Genomic DNA, 11,778 nt, shown 5'->3' with positions numbered 1-11,778 from the left:
TTTCGCTGCTGGACACCCAGCAGCGCTTCCAGCTTGTGAAATGAACCGCCGTATGCGGAACCGCACGTACGGTGGTGTGAGAGGGCGGCTGAGGTAACTCAGCCCCCTACTCGATTCTTGTTTGCGCTGTATCGAAGGTGGTTGCCGACGTGTGCATCGGCTTGGATATAGGTCGCATTGGCCAGTTTTGCGCCTTGTAGATTCGGGATGGAACCTTTCCCTGGCCGAGTCTTCCAAGGAGATGCAGCATGCGGCTTGGCCGCCGCTTTTCTGCTTGCCGTCGCGCCCGGCGTCCGGGCACAGCTGGGCAACGCGCCCATGCCGGCGCAGGACATCGACGCCCTGCGCGCCGTGCATGCGCGTGAAATCAGCGACCTCAGCACCTTCAAGACGGCGGGCTTGCAGCGCGAGGCGATCGACTCCTATCTCGATAGCGGACCAGGACAGCAGTTCCTGCGCGAACTGCGGGGCGAGATGTAGCTGAGATGTAGTTAATATATGGTATCAATTGTTGTTTATGGGTAATTGACTGTCGGTATTGCTTGACGACAAAATCTTATTCATCGACCATGGCGCATCCCTTCCGATTTTCTCTTTTTTATTGGATGCACCATGTTGTCCTCCCTTAAGGCACGGCTGATCGCCATCGCCGTTTCCACCGTCGTGCTGGCCATGCTGGCCGTCGCCATCGCCAATTTCTTCACTACGCGCTCCAGCACCCTGGCCGCGCTCGACACGCAGATGCTGCAGCTGTCGCACAGCCACGCGCAGGCGATTGCCGAATGGCTGCGCTCCAAGCAAGCCGTCGTGGGCTCGCTGAAGCAGGGCGCCACGGCGGCCGATCCACTGCCGGCGCTGAAGGCGGCCGAGCAGGCTGGCACGTTTGACATGGCGTATATCGGCTTTGCCGACAAGCACGCCGTCTTTTCGCAGGAGCGCAAGCGCGCCGCCGACTACGATCCCACGGCGCGGCCCTGGTACAAGCTGGCGTCCGAAGCGGGCGGCCCCGTCATCACCGCGCCGTATATCGGCGCCAGCACGGGCAAGCTGGTGGTGACGTTTGCCGAGCCGCTGGGCGGCAAGGGCAGCGTGACGGGCGTGCTGGCGGCTGACGTGATGATGGATGCCGTGGTGCAAAACGTCGCGTCGATCAAACCGACGGCGTCCAGCTACGCCTTCCTCGTCGACGGGGGCGGCAAGATCATTGCCCACCCGGATGGCAAGCTGACCTTGAAGCCATTGGCTGAGCTCGACCCGGGCTTGAGCGCGCAGGCGCTGGGCAATATTGAAAAGAGCGGCGACGGCGCCGCCATTCGCCTCGGTGAGCGTGACGGTATCTTGCATGTGAGTAAAGTGCCGGGCAGCGACTGGCTGCTGGCGACCGTGCTCGACCGTGCAGAAGCGACGCAGGCCCTGAGCTCCATGCTGCGCGCCTCGGCCCTGACGGCCTTGCTGGTGCTGGCCCTGGCTGCCACGGTATTGAGCGTGCTGGTGGCGCGTGCCTTGCGCCGCCTGGGACTGGTGCGCGATGCGATGGAAGCGATCGCTACGGGCGACGGCGACCTGACCAGCCGCCTCGACGCGCAAGGCACGGACGAGCTGGCGCAGATCGCCAAGGCGTTTAACTTGTTCGTTGAAAAGATTGCCACCGTGCTGGTGCAGATCCGCAGCATCAGCACCCTGGTGCGCAGCGAATCGGCCGATATTGCCGCTGGTAATGCCGACCTGTCCTCGCGCACGGAAGCGCAGGCGGGTGCACTGGAAGAGACAGCCAGCTCGATGGATGAGCTGACTTCGACGGTCAAGCAGAATGCGGAAAACGCGCACGCAGCCAATGAGCTGGCCGTGTCCGCCTCGGAAGTGGCGGCCAAGGGCGGCCGCGTGGTGCAGCAGGTGGTCGGCACCATGGCTGGCATCCAGGAAAGCTCGCGCAAGATCGTCGACATCATCGGCGTGATCGACGGCATCGCTTTCCAGACGAATATCCTGGCCCTGAACGCGGCCGTCGAGGCGGCACGCGCGGGCGAGCAGGGCAGGGGCTTTGCCGTCGTCGCATCCGAAGTGCGCAACCTGGCGCAACGATCCGCTGGTGCGGCGAAGGAAATCAAGGCATTGATCGGCGATTCGGTGGAAAAAGTGGATGCGGGCGGGCGCCTCGTCGATGAGGCGGGCCAGACCATGGACCAGGTGGTGGCCTCGGTGCAGCAATTGACGACCATCATGAGCGAGATCACGGTGGCCAGTCGGGAACAGAGCGCCGGCATCGGCGAGATCAATACGGCCGTCACGCACATGGATACCATGACGCAGCAAAACGCGGCCCTCGTCGAGCAAGCCGCCGCTGCCGCGGAAAGCCTGCAGGAACAGGCGGTGGACCTGGCGCAGGCGGTCGGCATGTTCCGCCTGGGCGATGCAGGCGCCAGCGCGGCACCTGCGCCCGTGACGCGCCTCAAGGCGAAGCCAGCCGCTCCTGCTCTTGCTCCGGCGCCACGCGCGCCGGCCCGCGTACTGTCGCCGGTCAAACCCGTCAAGGCAGCCAAGTCGGGTGCCGACGAGTGGGAAGAGTTTTAAGCGCGCAGCAGTAAATCGACGTTCATCCGCGTTTTTGTCAGGCCAGCCTGCCAAAAGCGCAGTTCGTCGCAATCGGCGTGTCTGCCGGGGGCGGTATGGCTATAGTGACACCATACCGCAAGCCCACTGCCAGACACCCGAGGAGATTCAAATGAACGTCGCTAAAAACATGGAAGTCATCGCCGTTGCCGCCGCCATCCTGCTCGGCGCCAGCTGCTACGCCATCGCCCCGGCCGCCCCGGCCCTGCAAGTGGCCAGCTCCAGCCACGTCAGCGCTGCACCAGCGGGCAAAGCTGCCATGCACGTGGTGGTCGTCAAGGCCAAGCGCCTGAGCGCTACCGAAAAATCCCGTTTCGCTTAATTGATTGTCAGCAGTTTTCGGCGCTGCTACAGTGCTAGCCAATGGCAATGCGCGGGAACCCCGCGAGGTGCTGCGACACATAAAAACAAGATACCGAGGATGCACTACATGAAAAAGACACTGCAACTGGCGCTGCTGTTCCTGGCGACACTGGGCCTGGTGCGCGGCGCGGCCGCCGAGACCCGCTTGCTGGAAATGCGCAACGTCGACGCCCGCGTGGTGCGCGTCAAGCTCGATGGCGTGATGGAGGTGCGCATTCGCCAGGGCAACGTGGCTTCGCTGAGCATCACGGCCGACAAGCGCTACATCGCCGATGTCAGCACGGCGCAAAGCGGCGATACCCTGCACATCGAAACGGAAGTGCGCGGCTTCAAGCTGGGCCCTTCGTCGATCCGCGCCGACCTGGTCTTGCCGAACCTGCGCGAACTGAGCTCGGAAGGCTTTGGCAGCACGGACATCACGGGTTTCAAGGGCGAGGAACTGACCCTGTCGCTGGAAGGGGCGGGCAGCATCAAGCTGGTGGGCGACTACCGCAAGCTCAATGCCAGCCTGGGCGGCGTGGGCAGCATGCAGATATGGATAGGCAACAATGAGCACGCCGAGCTGGATTTGCAGGGCGCCGGCTCCGTGGTGCTGGGCGGACGCGGACGCATCCTGAAGGCCAGCCTGGGTGGCCTGGGCAGCCTGAATGCGCAGCAATTCGAGGCCGATGCCGTCAACCTGGAATTGAGCGGCCTCGGCAATGCCACGGTGAATGCCCATACGAATGCCAAGCTGAACCTGAGCGGACTCGGCTCGGTGGTGGTGTACGGCAAGCCGGCCAACCGCGATGTCAGCGTCGAGGGCCTGGGCAAAGTTAGCTGGAAATAAAAGCATCCTGCCGCAGGCCTTTGGCAGGACAAGAATAAGTAGTCAGACCACATCCCATTCCGATGAAAAAACTGATCATTACCTTACTCATGCTGTTGACGATACAGCTACCCGCGCGAGCTGGCTTCGCCGAAGGCGCCAGCGCCTACAACAACAAGAATTACGCGCTGGCGTACAAGGAAATATTGCCCCTTGCTAAGACTGGCAACGCCGATGCCCAGCATTTGCTGGGCTTGATGTATTACATGGGACGGGGCTTGCCGCAGGATTACAAGCAAGCCATGTTCTGGCACCGCAAGGCGGCCGAGCAGGGCAAGGCCGACGCCCAGTATGTAGTGGGTGCCATGTATTACACGGGCAACGCCGTGTTGCAAGACCATAAGCAGGCCGTGGGCTGGTTCCGCAAGGCGGCCGAGCAGAATCATGCCGAGGCGCAGCAGGTGCTGGGCCTGATGTACCGCTACCACATGGGCGGCATGCCGCAGGACAACGTCATTGCCTACATGCTGTGGAATCTGGCGGCGGCGAATGGCAACGCGAATGCGGCCGACCAGCGCGCCGCCGTGGTGCGCAAGATGACGCATGAACAAGTCGAGGAAGGGCAAGCCCTGTCGGCCAAATGGAGGCCGGGCACGCCCTTGCCGCGCCAGTCGAAGACGGGCGGCGCTTAGCGGGAGGCCTTCAGCAAGGGGCGGCGGCTTGGCGTACAATCGCCGCTTTCCCTTGAAAGAGTCCCGCCATGCGTGCAGTTGCCATCAGCCAGCCAGGTCCCGCCGACGTTTTGCAGATCGCGGAACGTCCCATGCCGCACTATAAGGCGGGCGAACTGCTGATCAAGGTGCACGCGGCCGGCATCAACCGTCCCGACGTGCTGCAGCGCCTGGGCAAGTACGCGCCGCCGGCTGGCGCATCCGATTTGCCTGGCCTGGAAGTGGCGGGCGAAGTCGTCGATGGCGATTTCAGCAACACTGAATTCAGGAAGGGCGACCTGGTCTGCGCGCTGGTGCAGGGCGGCGGCTATGCCGAATACTGCGCCGCCCCTGGCGGGCAGTGCCTGCCCTTGCCGAAAGGCTTGACGGCGCTGGAAGGCGCGTCTTTGCCCGAGAATTTCTTTACCGTCTGGAGCAATGTCTTCGACCGCTGCGCGCTGGCCGACGGTGAAACCTTGCTGGTGCAGGGTGGCACGTCCGGCATCGGCGTGGCGGCCATCCAATTGGCGGCCGCGCTCGGCCACCGCGTGTTTGCCACGGCCGGCAGCGATGAGAAGGCGCGCGCCTGCGAGGCGCTCGGCGCCGAACGGGGCATCAATTACCGCACGGAAGATTTCGGTGCCGTCGTCAAGGAATTGACCGATGGCAAAGGTGTCGATGTCATCCTCGACATGGTGGGCGGTGATTACTTGCCGCGCGAAATCGATTGCCTGGCCGACGATGGTCGCATCGGCCTGATCGCCGTCCAGGGCGGCAGCAAGGCCACGCTGGACCTGGGTCAGGTGCTGCGCCGCCGCCTGAGCGTCAGCGGCTCGACCCTGCGCCCCCGTCCCGTCGCCTTCAAGGCCGCCATCGCCCACCATTTGCGCACGACCGTCTGGCCGCTGATCGAAGCGGGCAAGATCAAGCCTGTCATCTATAAAACGTTCCCGTTGGAAAAAGCCAACGAGGCGCATGCCTTGATGGAAGCGAGCACGCACGTGGGCAAGATCATGTTGCAAGTTGCCTGAAACGGGCACTGCCTGTTTGACCGGCATCGGTGCCGGAGTTAGAATGACGGGTTATTAGAATTTAGGCTACTATGCGTCGCAAACTCGTCGTCGGAAATTGGAAAATGAACGGCAGTCGCACCTCGAACGCGGTGTTATTGTCTGAAATAGTTGCTGGCCTGGCTGCCTCTGGCGCCGCTAGCGCCGTCTGTGTGCCTGCGCCGTATCTGGCGCAGTGCCAGGCGCAATTGGCAGGCACGGCTCTTGGCTGGGGTGCGCAGGATGTGTCCGCGCACGCCAGCGGCGCCTACACGGGCGAAATCTCGACCGCCATGCTGCAGGATTTTGGCTGCGGCTATGTGGTGATCGGGCATTCCGAGCGCCGCGCCTACCATGGCGAGAGCGATGCGCAGGTGGCGGCCAAGACGGTTGCCGCACTGGCGGCAGGCATCACGCCTATCGTCTGCATCGGCGAGACGCTGGCGCAGCGCGAAGCGGGTCAGACCAATGCCGTAGTGGCGCAGCAACTGGGCGCCGTGCTGGCGGCCATTGGCGACGACGACGTGGCGAAACTGGTGCTGGCCTATGAGCCAGTGTGGGCCATTGGTACGGGCAAGACCGCCACGCCGCAAATGGCGCAGGACGTGCATCAGGTATTGCGCGGCCAGGTGGCGGCAAAGAATGCGGTAGCGGCCGCCGGCGTGCAAATCCTGTACGGCGGCAGCATGAAGCCAGAGAACGCAAAAGAATTGATGGCGATGCCGGATATCGATGGCGGTCTGATCGGTGGAGCAGCATTGAAGGCGGCGGATTTCCTGGCGATTATTCACGCCGCTGATTGAATTACTTTAAACTAAGAATGGAATTGCAATGAACATGATGTTCAATCTGGTAGTGGTAGTACAGGTTATTTCGGCATTGTCGATTATCGCGCTGGTGTTGCTGCAGCACGGCAAGGGCGCCGACATGGGCGCCGCCTTCGGTTCGGGCGCCTCGGGCAGCCTGTTCGGTGCGACGGGTTCGTCGAACTTCATGTCGAAATCGACGGGCGTTGCCGCCGCGATCTTCTTCGGCGCCACCCTGGCCTTGTCGCTGATGGCCAATCAGCGCGCCACCACGGTGGGCGGCGGCGTGATGGATAAAGTCGTCAAGCCAGTGCCGGTCACCGGCGCGGGCGCGATCCCGACGACGGTACCAGCAGCCCCTGCGGCGCCAGCGGCCAGCGCTCCGGCAGCGGCGGCACCGGTTGTCAGCACCCCGGCAGGCGCGATTCCGAAGTAATGTAGTAGTGTCACTGAGTGGCCACTGAGTGGTCACTGAGTAGTATCTCGATACCTCATCGAGAGTAATTCTCATTACGGGCAGATTATTGCTCAATGTTTCAGCAGTGCGGCAGGAAAAAATCGTGGCGCGCTGGAAGATGTAAAAATTTATCGTTTTTATCTGTGTTTTGATGCATTTGTGCATTAACTTTAGTGGCAAAGCAGAGTAGAATACGGGCCTTACCGCCGACGTGGTGAAATTGGTAGACACGCTATCTTGAGGGGGTAGTGGCGCAAGCTGTACGAGTTCGAGTCTCGTCGTCGGCACCAGAAATCAGAAGCCAGCAACGGCGCACGGGCCATGGCTCGTACAAAGTTGCTGGCTTTTTTTACGAGGATGTGTCGTTCGATCCTGGTCTTAGCTTTGATTGGGGTCGTGCGTTAGATACGCTGCAAATGATCGCAGCGTCCTCATTTAACCGATCGTTCAATATAAGCTCATCAATCGTGAACCTCGAAAATTACTTCCCCGTCCTGCTGTTTATTATTATCGGCCTTGGTGTCGGTATCGCTCCCCAGCTCCTGGGGCGCCTGTTAGGCCCTAACAAGCCTGACGCAGCAAAACTCTCCCCGTACGAATGTGGCTTTGAAGCATTCGAAGACGCGCGCATGAAATTTGATGTGCGCTACTATCTGGTCGCAATCCTGTTTATTTTGTTCGATCTGGAAACGGCATTCTTTTTCCCATGGGGCGTTGCAATGCGCGACCTGGGCTGGGCCGGTTTCGTCACGATGATGGTGTTCATCGCTGAATTCGTGGTCGGATTTTGGTACATTTGGAAGAAAGGTGCCCTTGACTGGGAATAAGCCATGGCTATTGAAGGCGTATTAAGCGAAGGTTTCATCACCACCTCGGCCGACAAGCTGATCAACTGGGCGCGCACCGGGTCTATGTTCCCGATGACGTTCGGTCTGGCCTGCTGTGCGGTCGAAATGATGCATGTGGGCGCAGCCCGCTACGATATGGACCGTTTCGGCGTCGTGTTTCGTCCGTCGCCGCGTCAGTCCGACGTCATGATCGTTGCCGGTACCCTGTGCAACAAGATGGCGCCGGCCTTGCGCAAGGTCTACGACCAGATGGCAGAGCCACGCTGGGTCATCTCGATGGGTTCCTGCGCCAATGGCGGCGGGTACTACCATTACTCCTATTCCGTGGTGCGCGGTTGCGACCGCATCGTGCCCGTCGACGTGTATGTGCCTGGCTGTCCTCCGACCGCTGAAGCCCTGCTGTACGGCATCATGCAGTTGCAGAACAAGATCAAGCGTACCAGCACGATCGCACGCTAACCGGGCCGCTTCAGATTATGACAACACATTTAGAAGTATTGCAAAACGCCCTCGGCACTGCCCTGGGCGATCGCGTTAGCACGACGGTTGCGCTGGGCGAAGTCACCCTGGTCGTCAAGGCCGAGGACTACCTGGCCGTGATGCAGACCTTGCGCGACGATCCGACCCTGCATTTCGAGCAACTGCTCGACCTGTGCGGCGTCGACTACTCGACCTATGGCGACGGTAGCTGGGATGGCCTGCGTTTCGCGGCCGTCTCGCACTTGCTGTCGGTCAAGCACAACTGGCGCGTGCGCGTGCGCGTGTTCGCGCCCGACGACGACATGCCGCTGCTGCCGTCCGTGGTGAACATCTGGCGTGCCGTCAACTGGTACGAGCGCGAAGCGTTCGACTTGCTGGGCATCCTCTTTGAAGGCCACAACGACTTGCGCCGCCTGCTGACCGACTACGGTTTCATCGGCCATCCGTTCCGCAAGGATTTCCCCGTCTCCGGCTATGTCGAGATGCGCTACGATCCGGAACAAAAGCGCGTGATTTACCAGCCCGTGACGATCGAGCCGCGGGAAAACGTGCCGCGCGTGATCCGCGAAGAACATTACGGGATGAAATAATGGCTGAGATTAAGAACTACACCCTGAACTTTGGGCCGCAGCATCCGGCCGCGCACGGTGTGCTGCGCCTGGTGCTGGAGATGGATGGCGAAGTCATCCAGCGCGCCGACCCGCATATCGGCCTGCTGCACCGCGCCACCGAAAAGCTGGCCGAACAGAAGACCTATCTGCAATCCGTGCCGTACATGGACCGTCTCGACTATGTGTCGATGATGTGCAATGAACATGCGTACGTGATGGCCATCGAAAAGATGCTGGGCCTGGAAGTGCCGCTGCGCGCGCAATACATTCGCGTCATGTTCGATGAGATGACGCGCATCCTGAATCACCTGATGTGGCTCGGTACCCACGCGCTGGACGTTGGCGCCATGGGCCCGTTCCTGTATTGCTTCCGCGACCGCGAAGACTTGTTCGACGCCTACGAGGCAGTCTCGGGCGCGCGCATGCACGCGGCTTACTACCGTCCGGGCGGCGTGTACCGCGACCTGCCGGATGCGATGCCGCAGCACAAGGCGTCGATCATCCGCAACGCCAAGGCGATTTCCAAGCTGAATGAAAACCGCCAGGGTTCCCTGCTGGACTTCATCGAAGACTTCGCGCGCCGTTTCCCGAATTCCGTGGACGAGTACGAAACGCTGTTGACCGATAATCGAATCTGGAAGCAACGGACCGTCGGTATCGGCGTGGTCTCGCCGGAAGATGCGCTGGCCATGGGCTTTACGGGCGCCATGCTGCGCGGCTCGGGCGTGCAGTGGGATTTGCGCAAGAAACAGCCGTACGAAGTGTACGACCTGATGGACTTCGACATTCCTATCGGCACCAACGGCGATTGCTACGACCGCTACCTGGTCCGCGTGGAAGAGCTGCGCCAGTCGAACCGCATCATCAAGCAATGCGTGGAGTGGCTGCGCAACAATGAAGGTCCTGTCATGACCAGCAACCGCAAGGTGGCGCCTCCGGGCCGCGTCGATATGAAGACCAACATGGAATCGTTGATTCACCACTTCAAGCTGTTTACGGAAGGTTTTCACGTGCCGCCAGGCGAGGCCTACAGCGCCGTGGAGCATCCGAAGGGCGAGTTCGGCGTGTACCTGGTGTCCGATGGCGCCAACAAGCCGTACCGCATGAAACTGCGCGCGCCAGACTACGCCCACTTGCAGTCGCTCGACGAGATGGCGCGTGGGCACATGCTTGCCGACGCCGTGACCATCATCGGGACGCAAGATATCGTGTTCGGCAGTATTGACCGCTAAGAGGCAAAAAGTATGTTGTTATCAGAGCAATGCTATAAGAAAATTGACCGCGAGCTGGCCAAGTACCCGGCCGACCAGCGTCAGTCGGCCGTCATGGCCGCGCTGGCCCATGCCCAGGATGAACTGGGCTGGCTGGCGCCGGACACCATGAAGGAACTGGCCGATTACATCGGCATGCCGGCGATTGCCGTGCAGGAAGTGGCCACGTTCTACAATATGTACAACGTGAAACCCGTGGGCAAGCACAAGATCACCGTGTGCACCAACCTGCCATGCGCCCTGTCGGGCGGCGTGCGCGCTGCAGAGTACCTGAAGCAGAAACTGGGTATCGATTTCCGCGAAACCACCGCAGACGGCCAGTTCACCCTGGTTGAAGGCGAGTGCATGGGTGCTTGCGGCGATGCGCCGGTCTTGCTGGTCAGTAATAAAACCATGTGCAGCTGGATGTCGAACGAGAAAATCGACGCCATGCTGGAGGAACTCAAGAAATGACGTCACTCCACAACCGCCATATCGATCCATTGATCCTGAAGGATCTGGATGGCAAGAACTGGCATTTGCAAGATTATGTGAACCGCGGCGGCTATAGCGCCCTGCGGCGTATCCTGGAAGAGAAAATCACGCCGGAACAGATCATCGCCGACCTCAAGGCTTCGTCCTTGCGCGGCCGTGGCGGCGCGGGTTTTCCTACCGGCTTGAAGTGGAGCTTCATGCCGCGCCAGTTCCCGGGTCAAAAATACCTCGTCTGCAATACAGATGAAGGCGAACCGGGCACTTTCAAGGACCGCGACATCATTCGTTACAATCCCCATGCCCTGATCGAAGGCATGGCCATTGGCGCTTATGCGATGGGCATCACTGTCGGCTACAACTATATCCACGGCGAAATCTGGGCCGAGTACGCCCGTTTCGAAGAAGCGCTGGAAGAGGCGCGTGCCGCCGGTTTCCTGGGCGATAAGATCATGGGCAGCGAGTTCTCGTTCCAGTTGCATGCGCACCATGGTTATGGCGCTTACATCTGCGGCGAAGAAACGGCCCTGCTGGAGTCGCTGGAAGGCAAGAAAGGCCAGCCGCGCTTCAAGCCGCCTTTCCCTGCCTCGTTTGGCCTGTACGGCAAGCCGACGACGATCAACAACACGGAAACCTTTGCGGCCGTGCCATTCGTGCTGAACATCGGTCCAGAGAAATACCTGGCGATGGGCAAGCCGAACAATGGCGGTTCGAAGATCTTCTCGATCTCGGGCGACGTGGAAAAACCGGGCAACTACGAAGTGCCGCTCGGCACCCCGTTTGCGACCCTGCTGGAACTGGCAGGCGGCATGCGCGGTGGCAAAAAGATCAAGGCCGTGATCCCTGGCGGCTCGTCCGCGCCAGTGATCCGCGGCGACATCATGATGCAGACCGACCTGGACTATGACTCGATCGCGAAAGCCGGTTCGATGCTGGGTTCGGGCGCCGTCATCGTGATGGACGAAACACGCTGCATGGTAAAGGCGCTGGAACGCCTGTCCTACTTCTACTTTGAAGAATCGTGCGGCCAGTGTACGCCTTGCCGTGAAGGCACAGGCTGGATGTACCGCATGGTGCACCGCATCGAGCAGGGGCAGGGTCGTCCAGACGACCTGGACATGCTCAACTCGATCGCCGACAACATCCAGGGCCGCACCATTTGCGCGCTGGGCGATGCGGCTGCCATGCCGGTACGGGCCTTCATTAAGAATTTCCGTGAAGAATTTGAATATCATATCGAGCACAAGCATTGCTTAGTGCCCGCATATATCTAAGCTGCGTCAGGTAACGATCA

At 60.8% G+C, this 11,778-nt stretch carries 14 protein-coding genes and 1 tRNA gene; all 15 read left to right on the top strand.

Annotated features, from left to right (window positions below; all coding sequences use genetic code 11):
• Positions 1 to 255: 255 nt before the first annotated feature.
• The 15 genes from ACQ4WS_RS20370 (at position 256) to nuoF (ending at position 11,758) form a co-directional block, all read left to right on the top strand.
• The gene (locus ACQ4WS_RS20370) at positions 256 to 480 is read left to right on the top strand and encodes a hypothetical protein (protein ID WP_436478857.1); all 225 of its coding nucleotides are present in this window, start codon (positions 256 to 258) and stop codon (positions 478 to 480) included.
• A gap of 132 nt (positions 481 to 612) precedes the next feature.
• Positions 613 to 2,571 carry a methyl-accepting chemotaxis protein gene (locus ACQ4WS_RS20365; protein WP_436478856.1) on the top strand — a complete coding sequence of 653 codons (1,959 nt, stop codon included), beginning with the start codon at positions 613 to 615 and terminating at the stop codon, positions 2,569 to 2,571.
• 151 nt (positions 2,572 to 2,722) lie between these two features.
• Positions 2,723 to 2,932, top strand: a complete 210-nt coding sequence (locus tag ACQ4WS_RS20360; protein ID WP_436478855.1) for a hypothetical protein — start codon at positions 2,723 to 2,725, stop codon at positions 2,930 to 2,932.
• 108 nt (positions 2,933 to 3,040) lie between these two features.
• A complete protein-coding gene (locus ACQ4WS_RS20355) occupies positions 3,041 to 3,802 on the top strand; it encodes a GIN domain-containing protein (protein ID WP_436478854.1) in 762 nt (253 codons plus the stop codon).
• A gap of 62 nt (positions 3,803 to 3,864) precedes the next feature.
• Positions 3,865 to 4,473 (top strand): tetratricopeptide repeat protein, encoded by a 609-nt coding sequence (locus ACQ4WS_RS20350; RefSeq protein ID WP_436478853.1) that lies wholly within the window; start codon positions 3,865 to 3,867, stop codon positions 4,471 to 4,473.
• Between the two features lie 68 nt (positions 4,474 to 4,541).
• Complete coding sequence (locus ACQ4WS_RS20345) at positions 4,542 to 5,522, top strand: NAD(P)H-quinone oxidoreductase (RefSeq protein WP_436478852.1); 981 nt, start codon at positions 4,542 to 4,544, stop codon at positions 5,520 to 5,522.
• A gap of 71 nt (positions 5,523 to 5,593) precedes the next feature.
• On the top strand, positions 5,594 to 6,343 hold the full coding sequence (gene tpiA, locus ACQ4WS_RS20340; RefSeq protein WP_436478851.1) for a triose-phosphate isomerase: 750 nt from the start codon (positions 5,594 to 5,596) through the stop codon (positions 6,341 to 6,343).
• Positions 6,344 to 6,371: 28 nt separating this feature from the next.
• Positions 6,372 to 6,782 (top strand): preprotein translocase subunit SecG, encoded by a 411-nt coding sequence (gene secG / locus ACQ4WS_RS20335; protein ID WP_436478850.1) that lies wholly within the window; start codon positions 6,372 to 6,374, stop codon positions 6,780 to 6,782.
• A 226-nt stretch (positions 6,783 to 7,008) separates the two neighbouring features.
• Positions 7,009 to 7,093: transfer RNA gene (locus tag ACQ4WS_RS20330), tRNA-Leu, on the top strand.
• Positions 7,094 to 7,270: 177 nt separating this feature from the next.
• A complete protein-coding gene (locus ACQ4WS_RS20325; protein WP_010399734.1) occupies positions 7,271 to 7,630 on the top strand; it encodes an NADH-quinone oxidoreductase subunit A in 360 nt (119 codons plus the stop codon).
• A gap of 3 nt (positions 7,631 to 7,633) precedes the next feature.
• Complete coding sequence (locus tag ACQ4WS_RS20320) at positions 7,634 to 8,110, top strand: NuoB/complex I 20 kDa subunit family protein (RefSeq protein WP_010399733.1); 477 nt, start codon at positions 7,634 to 7,636, stop codon at positions 8,108 to 8,110.
• Positions 8,111 to 8,127: 17 nt separating this feature from the next.
• The gene (locus tag ACQ4WS_RS20315) at positions 8,128 to 8,721 is read left to right on the top strand and encodes an NADH-quinone oxidoreductase subunit C (RefSeq protein ID WP_101482092.1); all 594 of its coding nucleotides are present in this window, start codon (positions 8,128 to 8,130) and stop codon (positions 8,719 to 8,721) included.
• Positions 8,721 to 9,974, top strand: a complete 1,254-nt coding sequence (locus ACQ4WS_RS20310; protein ID WP_010399731.1) for an NADH-quinone oxidoreductase subunit D — start codon at positions 8,721 to 8,723, stop codon at positions 9,972 to 9,974. Before ACQ4WS_RS20315 ends, ACQ4WS_RS20310 begins: the two co-directional genes overlap by 1 nt.
• 12 nt (positions 9,975 to 9,986) lie before the next feature.
• Positions 9,987 to 10,466 (top strand): NADH-quinone oxidoreductase subunit NuoE, encoded by a 480-nt coding sequence (gene nuoE, locus ACQ4WS_RS20305; protein WP_071076360.1) that lies wholly within the window; start codon positions 9,987 to 9,989, stop codon positions 10,464 to 10,466.
• The gene (gene nuoF / locus ACQ4WS_RS20300; RefSeq protein WP_071076361.1) at positions 10,463 to 11,758 is read left to right on the top strand and encodes an NADH-quinone oxidoreductase subunit NuoF; all 1,296 of its coding nucleotides are present in this window, start codon (positions 10,463 to 10,465) and stop codon (positions 11,756 to 11,758) included. The genes nuoE and nuoF overlap by 4 nt, the downstream gene beginning before the upstream one ends.
• Positions 11,759 to 11,778: the final 20 nt, after the last annotated feature.

It is taken from the genome of Janthinobacterium leeuwenhoeki, from assembly GCF_051380795.1.
Lineage (GTDB): Bacteria > Pseudomonadota > Gammaproteobacteria > Burkholderiales > Burkholderiaceae_D > Janthinobacterium.
The sequence above is the reverse complement of the archived record's forward strand: the minus strand, read 5'-3'. Positions and strand labels throughout refer to the sequence as shown.

What these genes read in the sequence shown, in the direction of transcription:
- ACQ4WS_RS20365 (WP_436478856.1), top strand. Translation starts at nt 613, where the DNA reads ATGTTGTCCTCCCTTAAGGCACGGCTGATCGCCATCGCCGTTTCCACC.
- ACQ4WS_RS20360 (WP_436478855.1), top strand. Translation starts at nt 2,723, where the DNA reads ATGAACGTCGCTAAAAACATGGAAGTCATCGCCGTTGCCGCCGCCATC.
- ACQ4WS_RS20355 (WP_436478854.1), top strand. Translation starts at nt 3,041, where the DNA reads ATGAAAAAGACACTGCAACTGGCGCTGCTGTTCCTGGCGACACTGGGC.
- ACQ4WS_RS20350 (WP_436478853.1), top strand. Translation starts at nt 3,865, where the DNA reads ATGAAAAAACTGATCATTACCTTACTCATGCTGTTGACGATACAGCTA.
- ACQ4WS_RS20345 (WP_436478852.1), top strand. Translation starts at nt 4,542, where the DNA reads ATGCGTGCAGTTGCCATCAGCCAGCCAGGTCCCGCCGACGTTTTGCAG.
- tpiA (WP_436478851.1), top strand. Translation starts at nt 5,594, where the DNA reads ATGCGTCGCAAACTCGTCGTCGGAAATTGGAAAATGAACGGCAGTCGC.
- secG (WP_436478850.1), top strand. Translation starts at nt 6,372, where the DNA reads ATGAACATGATGTTCAATCTGGTAGTGGTAGTACAGGTTATTTCGGCA.
- ACQ4WS_RS20320 (WP_010399733.1), top strand. Translation starts at nt 7,634, where the DNA reads ATGGCTATTGAAGGCGTATTAAGCGAAGGTTTCATCACCACCTCGGCC.
- ACQ4WS_RS20315 (WP_101482092.1), top strand. Translation starts at nt 8,128, where the DNA reads ATGACAACACATTTAGAAGTATTGCAAAACGCCCTCGGCACTGCCCTG.
- ACQ4WS_RS20310 (WP_010399731.1), top strand. Translation starts at nt 8,721, where the DNA reads ATGGCTGAGATTAAGAACTACACCCTGAACTTTGGGCCGCAGCATCCG.
- nuoE (WP_071076360.1), top strand. Translation starts at nt 9,987, where the DNA reads ATGTTGTTATCAGAGCAATGCTATAAGAAAATTGACCGCGAGCTGGCC.
- nuoF (WP_071076361.1), top strand. Translation starts at nt 10,463, where the DNA reads ATGACGTCACTCCACAACCGCCATATCGATCCATTGATCCTGAAGGAT.